The organism is Gemmatimonas aurantiaca (genome assembly GCF_037190085.1).
GTDB lineage: Bacteria > Gemmatimonadota > Gemmatimonadetes > Gemmatimonadales > Gemmatimonadaceae > Gemmatimonas > Gemmatimonas aurantiaca_A.
In genome coordinates, this window is sequence record NZ_JBBCJO010000004.1 from 169,994 (window position 1) to 190,361 (window position 20,368).

The following is a 20,368-nucleotide window of genomic DNA, read 5'->3' on the forward strand; positions in this document are numbered from 1 at the left end:
CTGAAGCCCTATCGGGGTTACACCGCGCGGCATCTCACCCGCCGGCTTTCTGCACCCGCTCGGCGGCTTGTCCCCAGTCGTGCATCGCTTGTTCGAGTGACTCGCGGGTTTCGTCGAGCGCCTTGCCGAGTTGTGCCGCCTTTTGCACACCAGCGGGTGTGTCGTACAGCGTCGCGTCGTCCAGTTGTGCGGTGAGATCGTCGATCTTGCCTTCGAGCACGGACACGAGCAGTTCCACGTCGGCCAGGGCCTTCTGCGCCGCACGCTGCTCCCGGCGCATGTCGTTCGGCGAGACCGTTGTACCATTCCTGCCCGTCGTGTTCCGCGCCCGGGCGTTCTGCTCCTCGCGTTCCTTCTCGCGCTGCCGGGCGGCGCGCTCCGCTTCCTTCTGTGCTTCCGCGCGCGCGTCACGCTCTTCCTGACTGCGACGTTCGGCGCGCACTTCTTCCCACTCCACGAACGTGCCGGGAAACACCTTGAGCTGCTGATCGCGCAGGTCCCACACCTGCGTGGCGAGCCCCCGCAATACGGCGCGGTCGTGGCTGACGATCAACACACTGCCCTCGTACCCCTCGATCGCGTCTTCCAGCACTTCGATGCTTTCGACATCGAGATGATTGGTGGGCTCGTCGAGAATGAGCAGGTTGTTGGTGGACAGCGTGAGCAGCGCCATCGCCACACGCGCGCGCTCACCACCGGACAGCGTGCCCACCGTGCGCTGGACTTCGTCACCACTGAAACCGAAGCGCCCCAGATGCCCCTGCACCTGGCGACGCTCCCAGAGCGGACGCTGCGTGGCGATGGCTTCGTAGATGGTGAGATCGAGTGGCAGATGCGCGAGATCCTGACGGTAGTACGCCACCGTCGTGCTGGGACCCGCTTTCACGACACCGGCCAGCGGTTCGTGTTCGCCGAGCAGTGTCTTGATGAGCGTGCTCTTGCCGGCGCCGTTGGGCCCGACGAGCGCCACGACTTCATTGCGCTCCAGCACGATGCTCACGTCTTTCACCAGCGTGCGCGGTCCGTCTGGTGTGGGCACGCCCACCGTGACATGCTGCGCTTCGATCACCCGGTCACCACTGCGGCTGCCGGCGTCCAGTCGCAGCGCCATCACGCCATCGGCACCGATGGGCGCCGACAGACGCGGCATGCGCTCGAGGCGCTTGCGGCGCCCTTTGGCCTGGGCCGTGTTCTGACCGGCGATGTTGCGTGCGATGTAGTCGGACTCGGCGGCAATCACCCTCTGCTGCTTGTCGAACTGCCGCTGCTGCGTGAGCCGGCGCTCCTCGCGCTGCGTCACGAACGACTGATAGGTGCCGGTATAAGCAAACGCCGTACCCCCTTCGAAGTGCAGCACATGGTCGGCAATGGCGGCGAGGAACGCACGATCGTGGCTGATGCAGATGACGGTGCGATCGCTCGTGGCCAGATGCTGCTCGAGCCACGCCGTGGTTTCGAGATCGAGATGGTTGGTGGGTTCGTCGAGCAGCAGGATATCGGCGGGTGTGGCGAGTTGCCGCGCGAGCGCCACGCGCCCGCGTTCACCGCCACTCAGTGTGCCGATGGTGGTGAGACGGGCCGCTTCGGGATCGAACCCGACGCCCATCAGCACGCTGTCCACCTTGGCCGCCATCTGATAGCCGCCTTCCCGCTCGAAGCGTTCGAGGTCGCGCCCGTAGCGGTTCATCGCCGCTTCGCTGTGGTCGTGCTCGAGATTCGCCGCCTGCTCGGCCAGCGAGCGTTCGAGCCCGCGCAGCTCACCGAAAGCATCGGCTACGATGTCCCACAACGTCCGGTCTTCCGGGAAACGCCGGTGCTGATCCATGAGCGCCACACGAAGCCCCGGCATGCGCGCGATGGTCCCACGCGTGGGAGCGAGATCGCCCGTGATGAGCCGGATCAGTGTGGATTTGCCGGTGCCATTGCGTCCCACCACGGCCCAGCGATCGCCCGCAGCCACAGTGAACGTGATGTCGCGGAAGATTTCGGTGGCGCCAAAATCCACGCCGGCGTTGCCGATGGAAATGAGGGTCATGCCTACTGCGAACCTGCTGCTGAATTGCGACGAGCTGAATTGCGGCGAATGGTGCTGCCGGACTGATCACGCAGTTTAATCGACTCGTCCTCGAACGCTGCCGTGGAACCCGCCCACAGGGCCGTCAGCTCCCGGTGGAGAGCGTCGAGCCGCTGCCGTTCGGGCGCACTCCAGGCACGCGCTCCACGCACCAGCCGCCAGCAGCGCCACCGCCAGCGCCAGGCCACCGCGATATCCCCCAGGCGCGGTGCCACGAGGGGCAGCAGCAGGCTCCACCAGGGTGACCATCCCGTGTTGCCGAGCACCAACGCCAATCCGACGGTGAGCAGCAGATACCAGAGCAGCACCAGGTAGAGGCCGGGTACGAAGGCCAGGGCTACGAGGTCGACGGGCGCTTTGGCAAAGCGGTGGGCCAGCCGCCAGATCAGGGCGAAGATCGGTCCGTGGATGAGCCATCCCAGTGCGGCCACCGGCGCGCTCATGGTGAGGGACGCGATGGACACCCGCGAGGACCGTCGACCATCGAGCGCCTGCCGCACGTCGGCCTGATCGCGGGCGGAGGTGCCTATGCCTCCCAGTGATTCCACCGCGATTGCCAGCTCTTCTGCAATGGTTCTTATCCGAACCAGTGTTTCATATTGCGAGACCGAATGACCAGTTGTGGGAGACTCTTCCAGGGTCTCCACCAGCCACTGCGCCTGTGCCACCAGGCCGATCGACGCTTCCAGTGGATCATCACCCGGCATGTTTGCGGCTACGCCGGCAATGAGCCGATCCCGGGTGGTGGCCTGCGTCCAGCTGGTCGCGTTGCGGGTGACCTGGCGAAGCGCCTCGTGGAAGGTATCCACCAACGCCGCCACGGACTGGGAGGAACCACTTCCCGTTCCGGACGGGTTCAGGGTGCGCCACTCCGCCATCGAGAAGGGAGCGCCCACCACCGCAAAACAGTCACTGCCGGGACGATACGGCGATTCGTACTGCACACCGAATGGCACGATCAGCACGTCTCCATTGGCGCCATTATCGACATACTCGAGAATCATTTTTGCAACACCAGTGCGTGGACGCCCCACGTACGGCGTATTGTGCACGCCGCCTTCGGGAAACACGCCCACCGCATGACCGGCCGCCAGCGCGGCACCCACGGCACTGCCCGCCGCGGCATTCACCGCTACCATGTCCGTTCCCTTCCGCCGCTCGGCACGGGCATCCCGTACCCGGACCACCGGGATGACCCCCAACCCCTCATAGATCTTCCGGGCCGGCCAGCTCGACGCCGCGGCGAGTGTCGCGATGTAACGCAGCGGACGTGGGGTCACGAAGAACCCCTGCAGAACATCCGGCAGATCGTTCGGGTGATTACCAATGAAGAGCACTGCCCCCGATTCCGGTGCCCGCTCCGCACCGAACACGCGCACATCCCGGTACACCCAGCGCAGACACCGGCGCGACAACCAGCGCACCAGACGGCGAATGACCGGCGAACCTTCCTTCGGTGAACCGGGTGGCGGGGAACTGGAAAACGACTTGGAAAGCGAGTCGGAAAGCGGCGCAGACATGGCCGCATAAGAAAGCCCCGGGTAGCGGCGCTGACAACGCGGACGCAGCTTGGCGGCATGGACCTCCCTGTCCGCATTCGTCTCCGCACTTGTCGCCCCATTCGTCTGGGCCTGCTCCTGCTCGCCCTGCCCCTCCTGTCCACGCACGCACAATCCGTGTCCGCGGCCGACTTTGCCAACCTCGCGCGCTATCAGGAGGACAATGCGCGCCTGAGTGCACCGCGTCGTGGTGAGCAGCGGGTGGTGTTCATGGGCAACTCCATCACCGAAGGGTGGGCGAAGTACTTCCCCGCGATGTTTCCCGGCAAGGCGTACATCGGGCGTGGCATCAGCGGGCAGACCACACCGCAGATGCTGCTGCGCTTCCGGCAGGACGTGATCGCCCTCGCGCCTTCGGTCGTGGTGATTCTCGCCGGCACGAACGACATCGCCGGCAACACCGGCCCCGCCACGCTCGAAATGATCGAGGACAACATCGCCTCGATGGCGGATCTGGCGAAGGCCAACCGTGTCCGCGTCGTGTTGTGCTCAGTGCTGCCCGTGTACGACTACCGCTGGAAACCGGGCATCGAACCGGCGCCCAAGATCGTGGCACTCAATCGCTGGATCAGGGAATACGCTGCCTCACACGGCCATGAGTACGTGGACTTCCACACCCCCATGGCCGATGCCCGGCAGGGGCTGCGCGCCGACTACGGCAGCGACGGCGTTCATCCCAACGAAGCGGGATACAATGTGATGGCGCCGCTCGTGGAGGCCGGCATCAGGAAGGCGCTACGGCGCTGACGGTGGCAGCAATTCCCGCTGCCACCGCCACTCGCCACTGCTATCGCGGAAACGCCACCATGCTCTCCTGCCCGTTCCGCCCCACCGTCGCAACACCGAAGAAGTAGTTGTCGATGATGACGTTCTGCACGGTGAAATCGGTCACGTTCCCCACGAAGCGCGAACGCGTCCAGTTCACTTCGCTCGGCTTGCGCCAGTACACGCGATAACCGATCACGTCGGGCGAGGGAGACGGTTTCCAGCGCAAGCGTGCCGAGGCCTGCACGGCCCCGCTGATGGTCACCGAATCGGGCGTGGCGGGCGCCCAGGCCAGCGACAGCAGCGTGGCCGCGTCGAGCGCCGTCATCTTCGCGGCGTAGTCGAAGTCCACGCCTTCCAGCACATCGCCGTACTTGATCCCCTTCTCGGTGCGCAGATCCTGATGCTGCCGGGTGTAGTCCTCGTGCGCCTCCATGAGACGCACCGCGGCGGCACCGAGATTGAAGAACGGCGTGTGATGTCCCCCGCGCCCGTAGCGATCGAGACGATAGATGATCTCCACGTCGAGATTGGGGAAATAGCGGTCGGCCACCATGTCGATGTAGCGCGCCAACTGACGGGATGGCGTATCGAGCTCACCACCGTTCGTGAGAATGCGACGCAGCTCGGCGGGCGTGGTGGTCGCCGGCAGGCCGGGGGCGAACACACGGGCTTTGGTGTTCTCGTACACCCCATCGATGCCCCGGGTATTGCCCACCATGTCGTTGTTGATCACCGCATCGATGCGCCAGCCCTCGGCCTTGGCCACCTTCGCCACGATCTCGCCGCCGAACAGCCCCTGCTCTTCCGCCGACAGCGCCACGAACGCCACCGACGCATTCGGACGATGTTTCGACAGCAGGCGCGCGGCTTCGAGAATGGCCGCGATCCCCGATGCATTGTCGTTGGCGCCAGGCGAGTCGGACGTGGCGTTCATGACATCCGTCACGCGCGAATCGATATCCCCGGTGTGCACGACATACCGGTTCGGTTCCGTGCGACCGCGCAGCACGGCCACCACGTTGACGATGTTCACGTCCTGCTTGATGCGACCATTCGGGTCGCCCTTCCAGATGTCCGCGATGTAGCGCACCTCGAGACACCCACCGCAGTCCTTCGAGATCTTCTGGAACTCCGAGAAGATCCAGCGCCGGGCCGCACCGATTCCGCGAGTGGCCGACGTGGTATCGGAGAGCGTATGCCGCGTGCCGAAGTTCACCAGTGTGCGGATGTCCTGCTCCACGCGGGCCGCGGACGCCGCGGCCACGAGATCGTGGATGCGCGGGTCCTCGTTCGACGGAACAGGTGTCGGCGCGGCCTGGGCGGCGAGCCGGGCGGGAACCGGAGCGGCGGCCAGTGCGAGCAGGGTCGCGGGCAGCAGCGTGGGCAGCAGTGCCGCGGACGGCGCCTTTCTGCTCACGGTCAGGAAGGGGAGAGTCGGCTTGAAGCGGAACATGAGGCGGGGGGGCTGGTAGGGAGAAGTCGCCTCCCCATCTTATCGCGCGGTCCCGCTGTGCGCGCCCCTTGTGACGTTCCGGTCGTTGGCCGAGTTATCGAGCGTGCCTGAAAGCTTCCTTTCCGCCGGCAACGAACCCCTTTCCGACGCCGTCCTCGTGCAGCAGGTGCTCACGGGGCGTGTGGAGGTATTTGCTTCGCTGGTGGACCGTCATCATGCGCACTGTCTGCGTGTGGCCACCCATTTGCTCGGCAACGCGGATGATGCCGACGATGTGGTGCAGGAAGCGTTCGTGCGCGCCTACCGTCATCTGGGCCGGTATCGCGAGCGCGACCGGTTCGTGGCCTGGCTGCTGCGGATCGTCGTGAATCAGTGCCGGACGCGTGTGGCACGCGAGGCGCGCTACACGGCGCTGGATCCCGAGCTGCGTCGCGGCACGATGACCGCGGAGATGATCACGTCACCGGACGATGGGCCTTTCGACCGGCGACAGGAGTTGGCCCAGGCACTCGCCCAGCTCGCGCCCGATCAGCGGGAAGCCATCGTCCTGCGCTTCGGTGAAGAGCTGTCGTACGAAGAAATGGCCGCGGTCACCGGCGCCGGCGTGTCGGCGCTCAAGATGCGGGTACAACGTGCCTGCACCCGTCTCAGGACCCTGCTTTCGGAGCCCCTGTCTCCATGATCTCCACGAATCGTTTTCCGTCCGACATGCCCGGAGACGATCTCCCGGGAGACACGACTCCTTCGGCGTGGATGGTGGACACGTTGCGCATGCTCCCAGGCGATGGCGACACCGTCCAGTTGCTCGAGGCACGCGCACGGATCATGACCCGTGTACGCGCGCTGCCCACACCGCGTCGGCTGGTGGCGCCGATGCCGTTGGCACGCTGGCGACGCCGCGGCACGCTGTCGGGGATGGGCGGCGTCGTGCTCACGGCCGTGCTCGCGCTCATGCTGACCGTGCACGAGGGCGAGCATCTCACCCTCGCTTCGCGTGTGCATGCCACCGCCCTCGTACTCGGTGATTCCGCCGTCCCGATCTCCACGGCCGACGCCGGACACCCGCGCGGAGAAGCCGGCACACCGGGCGCCCGGCAGGGACGCAGCCGGTGGCTCGACACCATGCGGGTGGTCGAACTCGTGGTGCGCGGCTCGGGATTACGTGAGGTCGCGTTGCGTCAGACCGCCGCGGTGCGTGCGGTGGCATTGGCCCGGATTTCCGCCACCGAATGGCGCGCCCGGGCTCTCGTTCCCCGTGATGCCGTCGATGTGACCGTCATCGTGAATGACGTGGCACTCGCTCCCACTCCGGTGGCGTCTCCTCCCCGCTGACCATGACCGACAATTCGATGCAGCAACCCCAACGGCGTTTCCTTTCTTCGCCGCTGGCCGCGGGAGCGCGTGCCGTGCCGTACGCCGGACTCTGCGCCCTGATCGTGATCCTGGCGGGGTTCGTCGATCTCTGGTTCGGTGGCACCGATCTCGCCTCGGTGCTGCTCGTGCTGGGTTATGTGGTGGCCGTCCCCTGGGCCATCTGGTTTTCCGGTCATCATGTGGGAGCCGCAGGGTCGTCACGCACGGGGATACCAGCCACACCAGCGATACCTGACGATGAACCTGCACCGTACCGTGTTGCCGCGATCGTCGGTGTCATGGTGCTCGCGTTGTACGTCGTCTCGCTGGCGCCCACGACGGCCATGTGGGATGCCAGTGAATACATCGCCGCCGCCAAGGTGCTCGGCATCCCGCATCCGCCGGGCAATCCGTTGTTCGTGCTCATCGCCCATGCGTTTGCATTGTTGCCCGTGCCGCTGTCGTACGCCGGGCGCATCAATCTCCTTGCCGCCACCACGAGCGCCATCAGCGCGGCGCTCTGGTTTCTCGTCACCTGGCGGGCATTGCGTGGCTGGCGCATGCCCACGGTCCCGCGACGTGTCACGTCGGGCGCGGCAGCGCTGCTGGGCGCCACCTGCTTCACGGTGTGGAATCAGAGCGTGGTGAACGAGAAGGTGTACACCGTGGCCATGCTCGGTCTCGCCGCTTCCGCGTGGTGTGCCCTGCAATGGCATGACAGTCCGGCCCACTCGCGCCGCTCCACGAGCTGGCTGCTGCTCTTCGTGTACCTCTGCGCGCTCGGCTACACCAACCATCCAGCGGGTTTCCTGCCGCTGCCCGCCTTCGGTGTGTACGTGCTCTGGCGTCGCGCGTCCACGCTGCTGCAGTGGCGCGTGCTGATGGCAGCGGCGGGTGTCATGATCCTGGGCCTCTCGGTCTTTCTCTATCAGCCCATTCGCGCCGCACATCATCCGGCCATGAATGTGGGGGAACCCACGGCCTGCGTGGGAGCGCCGGAACTGGCGTGCACCTTCAGCGCCGAGACGTATGCCAAGGTCATGGCCAACGTGAGTCGCGAGCAGTACGGAGGTCATCGCGTGATGGAGCGTCAGGCGCCGCTGTCCGCGCAGTTCGGCATGTGGTGGCAGTACTTCGAGTGGCAGATGGTGCGCGACGCCGCACGAACGCTCCCCACACTGCAGCGCGCCCTGGCGATCATGGCGCTCGGCCTCGGGCTCTTCGGCGGATGGATGCACTTCCGGCGCGATCGTGGATCGTTTGCGTTCTTCGGCCCGCTGGTGTTCACCCTCACGCCGGCGCTGGTCGTGTATCTCAATTTCAGATACGGTGCCACCCAGGCACCGGAACTGGGCGATGCGGTCAATCGTGAAGTGCGCGATCGCGACTACTTCTTTCTCTGGAGTTTCGCCACGTGGAGCGTGTGGGTGGCGCTCGGTCTGGGATCACTGTGGCAATCCCTGGCGCTGCGGCTGACCCAGCGGCTGGCGCCACACCTCGCCTCCCGTGATCACACGCCGACGGACCATCGCCCGCTGGTATCGTCCTCGGCATCATCCTCGGCATCCTCCCCCGTGTCCTCATCGACGGCATCGTCGATGGGGAACACGCGCGCCTGGCTCCTCACCTCGGCAGTGATGGCGGTAGCACTCATCCCGCTGATCGGCAACGCCGGCGCGGCGCCCCGTCGCGGACAGACGTTCACGGCACTCTGGGCGCGGGATCTGCTGGAGTCGGTGTCTCCCAACGGCATTCTGATCACCAGCGGTGACAACGACTCGTTCCCGGTGTGGTACGCGCAACTGGTGGAAGGGGTGCGTCCCGATGTGGTGCTGGCCATCACGCCGTATCTCAATGCCGACTGGTACGCCCATCATCTCGTGCCCGATGTGGAGCAGATTCCGCCGTACGTGGAGCTGCGCGAGCCGGCCGTGTTCGAACACGGCACCATTCACGCCGTGGTGCCGGCGGGACTGCATCTGCGCGATCAGCTCGTCGTGCTGCAGATCATCAAGAACGAGTTTCCGAAACGACCGATTCATTTTTCGGTGGGCGGTTATCCCGGAGCCATCGGTCTCGATCGGTATGTGGTGGGACACGGCCTGACACAGCGTCTGCTCGAGCACCCGGCGGCGGAGAATCCCGCCTTTCTGCCGGTTGGCAACCAGTATATCGATCCGGTGGTGAGCGACTCGCTCTGGAATACCTACCGGGCACCGGCCGCGCTGCTGTCGCAGGGCCAGTGGATCGACGAACCATCCGTGTCCATTCCGTATGCCTATGCGTACACGGGACAACTCACCGGGTACGTGCGCATCGCGCGCGGCGATTCACTGGCGGGCGAACGATTGCTGCGGCAGACGGATTCCATCGCCAGGGCGATCGGGATTGTGCGGTAACCATGCGACACCCAGGCCACGACCAGTCGGCAGCCAGTCGGCAGCCCGTCGATAGCCCCGTGATGGTTACGTGGTGTTTCGGCAACGACTCCGGATGACACCGTGCAATCCCTGTGTCACGGAATGGCCTGAACCGTGTGCCGATAGGTGCCGTTCGGCTGCAGGGCAAAACCGATCTCGCGCACGGGGGTGAGCAGATTGAGCGTGGCGCCATCGGGTCCGAAAAACACGATGTTGTCTCCTTCCTGGTCCTGCATGCTGACGGCCGAACCGGCGCGCGCGCTCGAGACCCAGATGGCCTGATAGCCCGGCAGAAAGTCCCGCACCACCTGCGCCATGGCCCGCGGCAGACTGTGATCGTGACTGGCGAGATACGCTTCACGCGGTGTGGTGTAGCGGGCACCGGTGAGCGCCTTCTTCACGCGCGGATCGGAACCGATGGCCCGGAGCAGAGAACGCCCCGCATTGCTGCTCAACGAGAGATCGGCAATCTGCGTGGCCACCGGGAACGTGTATTCGAAGATCCGCTTGGTGGCCAGCATGGCCGGAAACGTCGTGCTGGTGAGCGTGGTGGGTTGTCCATCGAGTTGTCGCTGCACGTCCAGATCGAGAGTCGTCTGGAAGGCATAGAACGTCAGCTCTCCCAGCAGCGCATCGTTCATTCCCAACGACGTGTACACCCCGCCCGCGCCGGGTTTTCCCTTTGCAGCGGAAACCGATGACGCAGGACGCGGTCCCGTCCATCGGTACTCGTCGTTGACGCTGCTCCTGTACACGGTGCGATACTTGTCGGCGCCGGCACGTCCCTTGTCCACCGCGCCGCCGCTGCGATACACCCGGGAAGCTCCCGGAACCGTCCGTGACGATATCGTCGAAAGCAGATCGCGCATGCGCAGGTACACGGCTTCGTAGACGTCGGGATGTTTGATGGGCACGATGCGAGCTTCCTTCCGGGGGTATCGACGGGGTGTCTGCGGGGTGTCGACGAGTGTCTCGCCAATCTCTGGCGAAGGCAATCCATCGGCACCCATCTTTGCAGGCCGGTCACGGATGTCCACTGTGACCGGACGCACATTCGCCGCCTTTCACCGGTCCCGCCCATGCCCCCTCTCTCTGGTGTCTTCCGGCCCACAGCGCCTCTGATTGCCGCCGCGCTGCTGGCGTCTCTGCTGATATCCCCGCTGACTCCGTCTCACACCCGCGCGCAGCCGCCGGGCCTCCGTGGCACCCTGGTGGTGACCAACAAGACGCCCGGCACCGCCACCATCATCGACGTGGCATCGAAGCGCATCCTGGCCACGCTGCCCACCGGCCATGGTCCGCACGAAATCGTGCTCACGCGCGATGGACGCACGGCCATCGTCTCCGACTACGGCACCGGCCCCGCCCCGGGCGGCACGCTCACGTTCATCGACGTGCCTGGCAAACGTGTCACGCGCACCGTGTCGCTCGGCGAATACAAACGCCCCCACGGACTCGTGCTGATGCCCGGGGACTCCATCGTGGCCGTCACCTCCGAAGCCAATCGTGCGCTGCTGCTGGTGCGCGTGGCCAATGGGGAGATCGCCAGAGTCATTCCCACCGCGCAGAACGGGTCCCACATGGTGGGCATCACCGCCGATGGCACACGCGGCTGGACCGGCAACATCGGCAGCAACACCGTCTCCGAACTCGATCTCGTTGCCGGTCGGTCGCTGCGCACCATCGCCGTGCCCGCGCAACCGGAAGCCATCAACGTCACGCCGGATGGCAACGAAGTGTGGGTGGGTAGCAATGCCACCGGCCGCGTGAGCGTGGTCGATACAAAAACCGGCGCCGTGACCACGGCGGCCGAAGGTTTCGGCTGGCCGTATCGTGTGTTGTACTCGCCAGACAATCGTCTCGTGCTGATGCCCGATCTGCGCAAGGAAGAACTGCGTTTCATCGATCGCGCTTCGCGCAGGGAACTCGGCCGTCTCCCGCTGCCGGGCAAGGCGCCCCAGGGCATCATCTTCGCGCCCGATGGCAGGCACGTCTTTCTGTCGTTCAGTCAGGCCGCAGCGGTGGCCGTCATCGATGTGGCCACACGACAGATCGTCGGCGAGATCGGCGCCGGTGACACACCCGATGGCGTCGTCTACACACCCACCGTCGTCACGCCCTGACTGCCGACCGCACTCCAGCTACGCCAGCCACTCCTTGAACAGCTTCTCGTCGACGCCGACACACAGCTTGTTCTGCAGACGCACCAACGGCTGCTTCAGGAGATAGGGTTCGTCGGCGAGGATGCTGAGCCATCGCTCCTCGCCGTACATGGCCGTGCGCAATCCGAGTTCGGCAAACCGCTTCGACTCGCGGTCGAGAATGCCCTCCACGCCGAACTTCTGCGCGAATCGTTTGAGCTCGCCGAGTGATGCCGCCCGCTCGGCGAGATCGACAAAATGGGTTTTCACGCGACGTTCGGCGAAGAACCGCAACGCCTTGCGCGTGTCCGCGCTCTTTTTCGTTCCGAAGATCTGAACCTGCAGGTCGGCCGGTGGCATGGCGGGAAATTAGCGGACGCCAGTCACTCAGCGCAGCTCGACCCGCACCACGAGCTTGAGCCCCGACCACACCTCGTCCACGGCACACACCTTCACGTCCACCCAGCCCATGGGCAGCGCCACCGCGCGCACGACGTCTTCGGTGATATCGGTGGGCACCTTGGAGGCTTTTTTCGGCCACGACACCCAGACCATGGCGTCGGCGGATAGCACCTCGCGACAGGTGGTCAGCCGCGTGACCAGCTCGGCGCGCTCCGTCGTGAAGAGATGTACGATGCGGGTGGTCGCCGACGCTGTCCGGCCGAACGTCACGCCATCGGGCAACGGGGCGAGCAATTCGCGGTAGTGCTTCGGAGCACCGATGGCCACGACCCGATCACCGGCCTTGATGCCGAGTTTGCGGGCGAGCGGGGTGCCGGAGTAGCCTGCGGTGGGCATGTCAGCCATGCTTCATCTCCATCAACTTGCCGAAGCCATTCACTACGTCGTAAGTGACGGTCGCGGCCTGAGTTTGGAATTTGAGCTTCATGCCTCAGCGCCTCTCAGTTCTCTCTCGATATCCTCAATGCTGGGCAAGCTGCTCTGCAGGGTTTGCGGCAATGCACGGGTCAATTCAAAACCCGATACGCCAATGGGTTTAGTCATATCTCGCAAGGCGTATTCCGCCAACACCCGGTCGGACTGCTGACACAGAATCAGACCAATGGTCTGTTCATCGGTTTTGTGGCGCAGCAAATCATCGACCACGCTGCAATAGAAATTCATTTTTCCGGCATACTCGGGCTTGAAGTCGCCCCGCTTGAGTTCAATAACCACATAGCGGCGCAGCTTGAGGTGGTAGAACAGCAAATCGACGTAAAAATCATTGCCACCAATTTCCAGGTGATACTGGCGACCTACAAAGGCAAAGCCTTGCCCCAGCTCCAGCAGAAACTTCTCTAGGTGTGCGATCAGTCCAGTTTCGAGTTCCCGCTCATGGAAGCCTGCCTCCAGCGTAAGAAAATCAAACAAGTAAGGATCTTTCAACGCTTGTTGCGCCAAGTCCGAATCTGGGGATGGCAGAAGTCTGGTGAAGTTGGTCACTGCACGGCCAAAGCGTTCATGGGCTGCCGATGCAATCTGCATCAGCAGAATATTGCGGCTCCAACCATGCTCTATGGCAGCCTGCATATACCAGCGTCGCGTGGGCAAGTCCTTGACCTTGGCCATCAGCTCTGCATGGTGCCCCCAGGGTAACGCACACAGCAAATCGGCTGGGAAAAGTGCCACGGCCTGTGGCACTTCCGGGCTCGATGTCATTTGTGCCACAGACTGTGGCACAAACTCCAAATGCGGATATTCCCGATAAAAGGCCAGCATCCGCTTGATATTGCGCTCAGAAAAGCCCTTTTCCTCGGGCAGCTCATTATGAAGATCGCGAGCCAGCGCAGGGATAATGCCCGCTCCCCAGCCCTCCTGCTGCTGACGGGTATCGATCATGGCACCAACTTCCCAATACAGCCGAATCAACTCGGCATTGACGGCCATGACCGCCCGCGTCTGGGCATGGCGAACCCGTTGTTTGATATCAGCCAATACCTGCCGGTAGCTGGCGTGCTGGATCGAATCGCTCATCATCCGCGCCTCAAATACTCTTCACGTCGGTGGCAGGCGACAACAGCTTGAAGAATGGAAGAAACCGTCAGACCGTAGCCCCGCTGCGCATCTCTTCCTCGGCGATCACGCGCTTCGTATCGTCGAACGCCCCTTCACTGCGCGCGACCACCAGTGTGGCCACGCCATTGCCGATGAGATTGGTGATGGCGCGCGCTTCGGACATGAACCGGTCCACACCCAGCAGCAGCGCCACCCCCTCCACGGGCACCGTGCGAGTGGCCGCCAGTGTACTCGCCAGCACGATGAATCCCGATCCGGTCACACCGGCCGCACCCTTGCTGGTGAGCATGAGAATGCCCAGCAGCGTGAGCTGTTGTCCGATGCTCAGATCGATGCCATACACCTGCGCGATGAAGATCGTCGCCATCGACAGATAGATGCTCGTGCCATCGAGATTGAACGAATAGCCGGTGGGGATCACGAGTCCCACCACCGATTTCGCACAGCCGTACCGTTCGAGTTTTTCCAGCATGCCGGGCAACGCGGCCTCACTGCTCGACGTGCCCAGTACCAGCAGGATCTCCTCGCGGATGTACCGCAGGAAGGTCCAGATCCGGAAACCGAAGGTGCGACAGATGAGCGCCAGGACGACGAACACGAACACGGCCATCGTCGCGTACACATCGAGCATCAGCCGGCCGAGCGGCAGCAGCGTCTTCAGACCGAACGCGCCCACAGTGTAGGCCATCGCGCCCAGTGCCCCGAGCGGCGCGACCTTCATGACGATGTGCACGATGCGGAAGAACACCGCCTGCAGACGCACCAGCAGATCGATGAGATCGCGTCCGGCGTCGCCCACCGCGGTGAGCGCCACGCCGAAGAGCACGGAGAAGAACACCACGGGCAGCAATTCCCCGCCGGCAAACGCGGCCACCACGTTGCTGGGCACGATATGCAGCAGGAACTCCAGCATGCCCTGTTCCTTGCCCGCCGTGGCGTACTTGCTTACGTCGCCGGCGGCCAGCATGGAGATATCGAGTCCGGCGCCGGGCTTCGTGACGTTCACGATCACGAGGCCGATGGCCAGCGCGAGCGTGGACACGAGCTCGAAATACAGCAGCGCCTTTCCGCCCACACGTCCGAGCTTGCGCAGATCGGCCATGCTGGCGATGCCATGCACGATCGTGAGGAAGATGATCGGCGTGATCACCATCTTCACGAGATTGATGAACGTATCGCCGACAGGCTTGAGCGCCTTGCCCGTGTCGGGAGCGACGACACCGATCAGGACACCGATGGCAACAGCGACGAGGACCTGAAAGGTCAGATTGCGGGCAATACGCGAGAGCACGCGGGAGAGGCGGAGGGTTCGTCGAAGCGTGTCGGAAACTGCGAACGCGGCGGGACGGAGCGGGCGACGCGCGGGTGGGAGTTGAACGGCGGGTGGGTCAGGTCAGCTTGCGCAGCGCGAGCAACCCGAGGCGCACCATCAGCAGCCCCGCACAAAGCAGGGCCAAGCATAACACGCGGACCGGCAGTCGAGCGCTGGAGGCGTCGCTCATCAGGTGGACCAGATAGACGGCGGCGCCCGTCGTGAGAGCGCTGCCGATGAGCACGAGGGGCAGGGAGCCCAGTGAGTCGCGCACGGTCCAGGGGATGACACCCCGGGCTTCGAGCAGGGGACGGAGAATGCCGTGCGCCACGATGGCGCAGAGCATCGCCGCCGCGAGGCCCCCGGTCAGTGCAGAAATCAGTGCGGTGCTCACGGAGTGGTCAGATGCTGGTCGATGTAGGCATCGATGTAGCCATCGGGGTTGGATAAATTGTCTTCCGCCCATGAGTGCTTCCACCATCCCCCTCGTATCGGATCCGATCCGCGCCACTGGTGGTCCGGCCGAGTCCACTCGGCGTTATCGCGCCGCCTGGTGGCTGCCCGATCCGCATTCGGCAACACTCTGGGGACGGATCGGCCGCCGGGAGCCGCTGGCGCCCACACATCTCGAGCGATGGGACACGCCCGACGGCGACTTTCTCGATGTCGTCCGGCTCCCGGGTGCGCTGGGGGAGAACAGCCCCCGCCTGCTCCTGCTGCACGGTCTGGAAGGCGGCGTGCATTCGCACTACATCCGCGCGCTCTTCCGGGAAGCCGGGAGCCGCGGGTGGGCGGCCGATCTCCTGCTGTTCCGGAGCTGTGGTTCGGAACCGAACCGCCTGCCACGCTCTTATCATTCCGGGGAAACCGGAGACGTGCTCTGGGTGCTGGAGCGACTGGCGCAGCGGTATCCGCGCGCGCCCATCGGTCTGGTGGGGGTGTCACTGGGTGGCAACGTGCTCTGCAAGCTGCTGGGCGAGCATGCCGACACCCTGCCGGCGCAGGTGGTGGGTGCGGTGGCCATGTCCGTTCCTTTCGATCTGGCGCGTGCATGCCAGCACATCGGACGGGGGTTCGGCGCCGTGTACGAACGGGCATTCCTGCGTTCGCTCGTGCCCAAGGCGCTGGCCAAGATCGCCCGTCACCCCGAGCTGGCGGCGCTGGGCCGGGTGGCAGACGCCCGGACGCTCTGGCAATTCGACGATGCGTTCACCGCGCCCGTGCACGGCTTCCGCGATGCAGCCGACTACTACGCCCGCTCGAGCTCCCTGCCGTTCCTCTCCCGCATCGCCCACCCGACGCTGCTGCTCAGTGCGGTGGACGATCCGTTCCTGCCATCCGATGTCCTGGATGCGGTGCGCGACACGATCCGCGGCACGACGGTCGTGAGTGCGGAGTTTCCCGCCCGGGGTGGTCACGTGGGCTTCACCGCCGGTCGCTGGCCCTGGGCGGCGTGGTACTACGGCGAATGGCGGGCGGCAGAGTTCCTGACGCCTCATCTGCACGCGTTCGGGTGACCGGGTCCCGGGCTCGGCTGTGGATCCATCATGTATGAGGATGATGGGCCGGTCGTCGCCGCCGACCAGCCGAACCGGGAGAACTACGGAGATGCCTCCCGAAATGGCCGGAATGGGCTTTTTTTGAAGGAATGGCGGATGCCCGCCTGAGTCGCCCCCGAACAGGAACACCGTCGTGACCGCAGTTGCTCTTGGTTTTCTCCTCACTGGCCTCGTGCTCGGGGTCTACGCGATGCTGTATGGCACCGAGCGATCGGTGCAGCCGGTGGTCGCCCCGCACGAACGTCGCAGTGAGCACGATCCCGCCGCCGAACCGTCGCCGGCTTTCAACCTGGCGAGCATCGCGGCCTTTGCCGTGGGGTTCGGCCTGACGGGGTATCTGCTCACCCGCGCCAATGACTGGGCCTGGTACTGGCACCTGTTCATCGCGCTGGCCGCCGGTGGCGCGACGTACGTGCTGCAGACGCTGCTGATGGCGCGGTGGGCCATCCCCGGTGCGCGGGCCGATCAGGTGGACGAGCGGTATCTGCTGCAGGGCACCCTGGCGCGCATCACCGAGGCCGTCCCGGCCGAGGGTGCGGGCCAGTTGCAGTATGCGCTCGATGGACGGGAGTATCACCTGCCCGCGCGCAGCATGGACGGCCGCGCGTTTGCCGTGGGCACCGATGTGGTGATCGATCGGGTGGAGCAGGGCACGGCGTACGCGGAACCCTGGGCCGATGTGGAGCAACGGCTCTGATGCCGGGCACCTGGACATGGTGGGACGCGATCATCTTCATCGCCGTCATCCTTGCGCTCAAGGCGACCATGTTCTGGCTGCTCACCACGATATTTCTCCGCATGATCACCGAGGGCGACCGCTGCCCCGTGTGTGATGGCGAAACCCAGGCCGTCGAACGCAGTGGCTGGTGGCGCATCTTCGGGTCGGCGTCCCGCAGCCGCCGGAGCTGGTGCGTCGAGTGCGGGTGGGAAGGCCTGCTGCGTCGCAGCGATGAATGGGTGGCGCGCGAACGGGAGCGGCGACGGGCCTGGAGTCAGGTCAACGAAGTCCGCGCCCGGGCGCAGTCCCGATCAGCGGCGGGGTCCGGTCCGGGTTCCCGTGCCGGGTAGTAGTGGCGAGCGCTGGATCAGCGCTGGATCACGTGCCGGATGACGGGCGGACGCCCGACACGAACAACTGCAGCCATTCGGGCCAGTTGCCGCTCAGTTCGAAGAAGTCGTCGAAGTACACGAGTCCCGCGTCTTCCAACTGCGCGAGGAGATCGCTCACGCTCTCCTCTCCCATCACCGGACCGATGGCGATGAGATTGCCTTCCACACGGAATTCGTCGGCCGTGAGGTTCAGGGCTTCGTCGAACTGGGCGCGGGTGAGATTGACCCGTTCGAAGGCGCTCTTCCGGATGATGAGCGTGGGCGCGGTGTGTGACAGATTCAGCGGCATGCCGAATACTACCGTCGTGAGAGGTGAGTTTTGAGGGGTTTCGAGGCGTCCTTCGACGTGATCGTGATCGGTGGGGGCCACGCCGGCACCGAAGCGGCCGTGGCCGCGGCACGATCGGGCGCGCAGGTGGCGCTGATCACGGGGGCGCTGGAGCAGATCGGACAGCTCTCCTGCAATCCGGCGATCGGGGGGATCGCCAAGGGCACCGTGGTGCGTGAAATCGACGCGCTGGGCGGCATCATGGCGCGTGCCACCGATCAGGCGACGGTGCAGTTCCGGATGCTCAATCGCGGCAAGGGTCCCGCGGTGTGGGCACCGCGCGCGCAGTGCGATCGTGGTCTCTATCGGCGCGCCGTGCGGCAGTTGCTCGAAGCGCAGCCATTGCTGACGACCATCCAAGGCATGGTGGCGCGTCTGCTCTTCGATGACGCGGCCAGTGCCTCGGGTGGAGGAACGCGCCGGGTGGCTGGTGTCGAGACGGTGGAGGGGCGGCGCTTCGGCGCACGCGCGGTGGTGCTCACCACGGGCACGTTCGGCCGCGGCACCATGCACATCGGCACGAGCACGCGCATCAGTGGTGGACGCGCAGGCGAAGCACCTTCCGTGCACCTTGGCCAGCAACTCGACGCCGAGGGGTTGACGACGGAGCGATTCAAGACGGGAACGCCGCCGCGCATCGATGGACGCAGCGTGGATTTTTCGCGCTTCGACCGACAGGACAGCGAGATCGCGCTCTTCGATTATGCGTGGTCGCACTTCTGGACCACGTCGCGTGTCGCTGCCGATGGCTCGACGCGTCATCCGCCGCAGATGCCGTGCTGGGTGGGATGGCTGGAAGAGGCGGGCACACGACTCATTGCCGATCACATCAACGAGTCGGCGATGTATGGTGGCGCGATCGCATCGCGTGGGCCGCGCTACTGTCCGAGTGTCGAAGACAAGGTGGTGAAGTTTCCCGACAAGGTGCGGCACCAGCTCTTCCTCGAGCCGGAGGGGCACGACACGACCGAGTTGTACGTGAATGGTCTGTCCACGTCACTGCCGGCGCCGGTGCAACTGGCGATTCTGCGCAGTGTGCCGGGTCTCGAGTCGGTCCGCATGACACGTGCGGGCTACGCCATCGAATACGACTACTATCCGCCCACGCAGCTCTGGCCGTCGCTGGGTTCGCGCGCGATCGACGGATTGTTTTTTGCGGGGCAGGTGAACGGGACCACCGGCTATGAAGAGGCCGGTGGACAGGGTGTGCTGGCGGGTCTCAATGCGGCGCGTTTCACGCAGGATCGTGAACCGATCGTCCTGGGGCGTGAGACGAGCTACATCGGGGTGCTGATCAACGATCTGGTGACGCGCGGGGTCGACGAGCCGTATCGATTGTTCACGTCGCGCAGTGAGTTCCGCCTGACGGTGCGACAGGACAATGCGCTGTCGCGTCTGGGATCGATCGCGGAGGCGGCAGGTCTGTGGACCGACGAGGAACTGACGGTGTTGCACGCGCGATTGGGTGCGGTGCGCGAGGCGATGCGATTGGCCGAGGCGACGAGCATGAGTCCGGACATCGCCGATCCGATTCTCGTGGCCGCGGGCTCGCGTCCACTGGTGCATGCGGTGCGCGCGGTGGAGCTGGCGCGTCGCAACGATGTCACGCTGCAGTCGTTGTTCGAGGCGGCGGGTGTGGGCGACGGATTGCCGCGTGATGCGGTGGTGGGCGCGGAGCTCGAGATCAAGTACGCGGGATATTTCGAGCGGGAGCGCCAGCAGGCGGAACGTCTGGCGGCGCAGGGCGCCATCGTGTTGTCGGCCGCGCTGGATTATGCGTCGATGCGGACGCTGTCGATCGAGGCCCGTCAGAAGCTGGAGCGTCTTCGGCCGGGGACGCTGGCGCAGGCGAGTGCGATTCCGGGGATCAGTCCGGCCGATCTGCAGAACCTGGTTCTGGAGATCCGGCGACGGTAAGACCGGTCGAGGTATGGGTTGGGGGCCTTTGGGGGAAGCCTGGGGTGGGAACGTGCGGCTGGCGGCGGGTTTTGGGGGAAACCTTGGGTTTGATGGGGCGCCCCTGCGGGGCGCGATACCCGCAGGATGAACGGCGGATACCTGCAGGATGGACAACGAAGAGAGCGGCGCTGGTGGTCAGACGGGGTTGTCTCCTTCTCCAATAGTATGGGTGCGAACGGTGGCGTCTGGATACGACGTCGCCGTTTTTTCTTTTGAATGGGAGATTGCGAGAGAGTTTTCCTTTATATGGGATATTTTTTGAGAAAGTGCGCTATTGATGATTTGATAGTGATTTATGAGTGTCTTTGTATCTTGA

General features: G+C 64.8%; 19 protein-coding genes. 9 read left to right on the top strand and 10 right to left on the bottom strand.

Annotated features, from left to right (window positions below):
* Nucleotides 1-34 precede the first annotated feature (34 nt).
* Together WG208_RS04920 and WG208_RS04925 are read right to left on the bottom strand one after the other, a co-directional pair.
* Nucleotides 35-2,035 carry an ATP-binding cassette domain-containing protein gene (locus tag WG208_RS04920; RefSeq protein ID WP_337170220.1) on the bottom strand — a complete coding sequence of 667 codons (2,001 nt, stop codon included), beginning with the start codon at nucleotides 2,033-2,035 and terminating at the stop codon, nucleotides 35-37.
* A gap of 2 nt (nucleotides 2,036-2,037) precedes the next feature.
* Nucleotides 2,038-3,594 carry a 1-acyl-sn-glycerol-3-phosphate acyltransferase gene (locus tag WG208_RS04925; protein ID WP_337170221.1) on the bottom strand — a complete coding sequence of 519 codons (1,557 nt, stop codon included), beginning with the start codon at nucleotides 3,592-3,594 and terminating at the stop codon, nucleotides 2,038-2,040.
* Nucleotides 3,595-3,651: 57 nt separating this feature from the next.
* Here WG208_RS04925 and WG208_RS04930 point away from each other — a divergent pair, with 57 nt between their 5' ends.
* Nucleotides 3,652-4,380 carry an SGNH/GDSL hydrolase family protein gene (locus WG208_RS04930; protein ID WP_337170222.1) on the top strand — a complete coding sequence of 243 codons (729 nt, stop codon included), beginning with the start codon at nucleotides 3,652-3,654 and terminating at the stop codon, nucleotides 4,378-4,380.
* Between the two features lie 40 nt (nucleotides 4,381-4,420).
* Here the strand turns inward: WG208_RS04930 and WG208_RS04935 are convergent, their stop codons facing one another.
* Nucleotides 4,421-5,818 (bottom strand): M20/M25/M40 family metallo-hydrolase, encoded by a 1,398-nt coding sequence (locus WG208_RS04935; protein ID WP_337170223.1) that lies wholly within the window; start codon nucleotides 5,816-5,818, stop codon nucleotides 4,421-4,423.
* A gap of 139 nt (nucleotides 5,819-5,957) precedes the next feature.
* Here WG208_RS04935 and WG208_RS04940 point away from each other — a divergent pair, with 139 nt between their 5' ends.
* From WG208_RS04940 to WG208_RS04950, 3 genes are read left to right on the top strand one after another with little or no spacing between them, the layout of a single operon-like run.
* Nucleotides 5,958-6,536 (top strand): RNA polymerase sigma factor, encoded by a 579-nt coding sequence (locus tag WG208_RS04940; protein ID WP_337170224.1) that lies wholly within the window; start codon nucleotides 5,958-5,960, stop codon nucleotides 6,534-6,536.
* On the top strand, nucleotides 6,533-7,186 hold the full coding sequence (locus WG208_RS04945) for a hypothetical protein (RefSeq protein WP_337170225.1): 654 nt from the start codon (nucleotides 6,533-6,535) through the stop codon (nucleotides 7,184-7,186). The genes WG208_RS04940 and WG208_RS04945 overlap by 4 nt, the downstream gene beginning before the upstream one ends.
* 2 nt (nucleotides 7,187-7,188) lie before the next feature.
* Nucleotides 7,189-9,606 (top strand): DUF2723 domain-containing protein, encoded by a 2,418-nt coding sequence (locus WG208_RS04950; protein WP_337170226.1) that lies wholly within the window; start codon nucleotides 7,189-7,191, stop codon nucleotides 9,604-9,606.
* Nucleotides 9,607-9,722: 116 nt separating this feature from the next.
* On the opposite strand, the gene WG208_RS04955 is transcribed toward WG208_RS04950, so the two are convergent.
* The gene (locus WG208_RS04955; RefSeq protein ID WP_337170227.1) at nucleotides 9,723-10,541 is read right to left on the bottom strand and encodes a hypothetical protein; all 819 of its coding nucleotides are present in this window, start codon (nucleotides 10,539-10,541) and stop codon (nucleotides 9,723-9,725) included.
* 165 nt (nucleotides 10,542-10,706) lie between these two features.
* Here WG208_RS04955 and WG208_RS04960 point away from each other — a divergent pair, with 165 nt between their 5' ends.
* Nucleotides 10,707-11,750, top strand: a complete 1,044-nt coding sequence (locus WG208_RS04960) for a hypothetical protein (protein WP_337170228.1) — start codon at nucleotides 10,707-10,709, stop codon at nucleotides 11,748-11,750.
* 18 nt (nucleotides 11,751-11,768) lie between these two features.
* Here WG208_RS04960 and WG208_RS04965 read toward each other — a convergent pair whose 3' ends face one another.
* The 5 genes from WG208_RS04965 to WG208_RS04985 all read right to left on the bottom strand — a co-directional run bounded on the left by WG208_RS04965 (nucleotide 11,769) and on the right by WG208_RS04985 (nucleotide 15,490).
* Complete coding sequence (locus tag WG208_RS04965; RefSeq protein WP_337170229.1) at nucleotides 11,769-12,128, bottom strand: ArsC/Spx/MgsR family protein; 360 nt, start codon at nucleotides 12,126-12,128, stop codon at nucleotides 11,769-11,771.
* Nucleotides 12,129-12,155: 27 nt separating this feature from the next.
* Entirely contained in the window at nucleotides 12,156-12,575 is a 420-nt protein-coding gene (locus WG208_RS04970; protein WP_337170230.1) for a DUF3052 domain-containing protein, read from the bottom strand.
* 78 nt (nucleotides 12,576-12,653) lie between these two features.
* A complete protein-coding gene (locus tag WG208_RS04975) occupies nucleotides 12,654-13,742 on the bottom strand; it encodes a PDDEXK nuclease domain-containing protein (RefSeq protein ID WP_337170231.1) in 1,089 nt (362 codons plus the stop codon).
* Nucleotides 13,743-13,809: 67 nt separating this feature from the next.
* Nucleotides 13,810-15,075, bottom strand: coding sequence for a dicarboxylate/amino acid:cation symporter (locus WG208_RS04980; protein ID WP_337170232.1), 1,266 nt, complete (start codon nucleotides 15,073-15,075; stop codon nucleotides 13,810-13,812).
* A 97-nt stretch (nucleotides 15,076-15,172) separates the two neighbouring features.
* Nucleotides 15,173-15,490, bottom strand: a complete 318-nt coding sequence (locus WG208_RS04985; protein ID WP_337170233.1) for a hypothetical protein — start codon at nucleotides 15,488-15,490, stop codon at nucleotides 15,173-15,175.
* Between the two features lie 70 nt (nucleotides 15,491-15,560).
* On the opposite strand from WG208_RS04985, the gene WG208_RS04990 reads away from it, so the two are divergent.
* The 3 genes from WG208_RS04990 (at nucleotide 15,561) to WG208_RS05000 (ending at nucleotide 17,723) form a co-directional block, all read left to right on the top strand.
* Complete coding sequence (locus WG208_RS04990) at nucleotides 15,561-16,613, top strand: alpha/beta fold hydrolase (RefSeq protein ID WP_337170234.1); 1,053 nt, start codon at nucleotides 15,561-15,563, stop codon at nucleotides 16,611-16,613.
* Between the two features lie 175 nt (nucleotides 16,614-16,788).
* Nucleotides 16,789-17,352: a hypothetical protein gene (locus tag WG208_RS04995; RefSeq protein ID WP_337170235.1), complete on the top strand. Its 564-nt coding sequence runs from the start codon at nucleotides 16,789-16,791 to the stop codon at nucleotides 17,350-17,352.
* Complete coding sequence (locus WG208_RS05000; RefSeq protein WP_337170236.1) at nucleotides 17,352-17,723, top strand: hypothetical protein; 372 nt, start codon at nucleotides 17,352-17,354, stop codon at nucleotides 17,721-17,723. The genes WG208_RS04995 and WG208_RS05000 overlap by 1 nt, the downstream gene beginning before the upstream one ends.
* A gap of 28 nt (nucleotides 17,724-17,751) precedes the next feature.
* On the opposite strand, the gene WG208_RS05005 is transcribed toward WG208_RS05000, so the two are convergent.
* Nucleotides 17,752-18,054, bottom strand: coding sequence for a hypothetical protein (locus tag WG208_RS05005; RefSeq protein ID WP_337170237.1), 303 nt, complete (start codon nucleotides 18,052-18,054; stop codon nucleotides 17,752-17,754).
* A gap of 30 nt (nucleotides 18,055-18,084) precedes the next feature.
* Here WG208_RS05005 and mnmG point away from each other — a divergent pair, with 30 nt between their 5' ends.
* Nucleotides 18,085-20,010: a tRNA uridine-5-carboxymethylaminomethyl(34) synthesis enzyme MnmG gene (mnmG, locus tag WG208_RS05010; RefSeq protein WP_337170238.1), complete on the top strand. Its 1,926-nt coding sequence runs from the start codon at nucleotides 18,085-18,087 to the stop codon at nucleotides 20,008-20,010.
* Nucleotides 20,011-20,368 lie beyond the last annotated feature (358 nt).

What these genes read in the sequence shown, in the direction of transcription:
- WG208_RS04975 (WP_337170231.1), bottom strand. Translation starts at nt 13,742, where the DNA reads ATGAGCGATTCGATCCAGCACGCCAGCTACCGGCAGGTATTGGCTGAT.
- WG208_RS04950 (WP_337170226.1), top strand. Translation starts at nt 7,189, where the DNA reads ATGACCGACAATTCGATGCAGCAACCCCAACGGCGTTTCCTTTCTTCG.
- WG208_RS04925 (WP_337170221.1), bottom strand. Translation starts at nt 3,594, where the DNA reads ATGTCTGCGCCGCTTTCCGACTCGCTTTCCAAGTCGTTTTCCAGTTCC.
- WG208_RS04930 (WP_337170222.1), top strand. Translation starts at nt 3,652, where the DNA reads ATGGACCTCCCTGTCCGCATTCGTCTCCGCACTTGTCGCCCCATTCGT.
- WG208_RS04945 (WP_337170225.1), top strand. Translation starts at nt 6,533, where the DNA reads ATGATCTCCACGAATCGTTTTCCGTCCGACATGCCCGGAGACGATCTC.
- WG208_RS04960 (WP_337170228.1), top strand. Translation starts at nt 10,707, where the DNA reads ATGCCCCCTCTCTCTGGTGTCTTCCGGCCCACAGCGCCTCTGATTGCC.
- WG208_RS04970 (WP_337170230.1), bottom strand. Translation starts at nt 12,575, where the DNA reads ATGGCTGACATGCCCACCGCAGGCTACTCCGGCACCCCGCTCGCCCGC.
- WG208_RS05000 (WP_337170236.1), top strand. Translation starts at nt 17,352, where the DNA reads ATGCCGGGCACCTGGACATGGTGGGACGCGATCATCTTCATCGCCGTC.
- WG208_RS04990 (WP_337170234.1), top strand. Translation starts at nt 15,561, where the DNA reads ATGAGTGCTTCCACCATCCCCCTCGTATCGGATCCGATCCGCGCCACT.
- WG208_RS05005 (WP_337170237.1), bottom strand. Translation starts at nt 18,054, where the DNA reads ATGCCGCTGAATCTGTCACACACCGCGCCCACGCTCATCATCCGGAAG.
- WG208_RS04965 (WP_337170229.1), bottom strand. Translation starts at nt 12,128, where the DNA reads ATGCCACCGGCCGACCTGCAGGTTCAGATCTTCGGAACGAAAAAGAGC.
- WG208_RS04920 (WP_337170220.1), bottom strand. Translation starts at nt 2,035, where the DNA reads ATGACCCTCATTTCCATCGGCAACGCCGGCGTGGATTTTGGCGCCACC.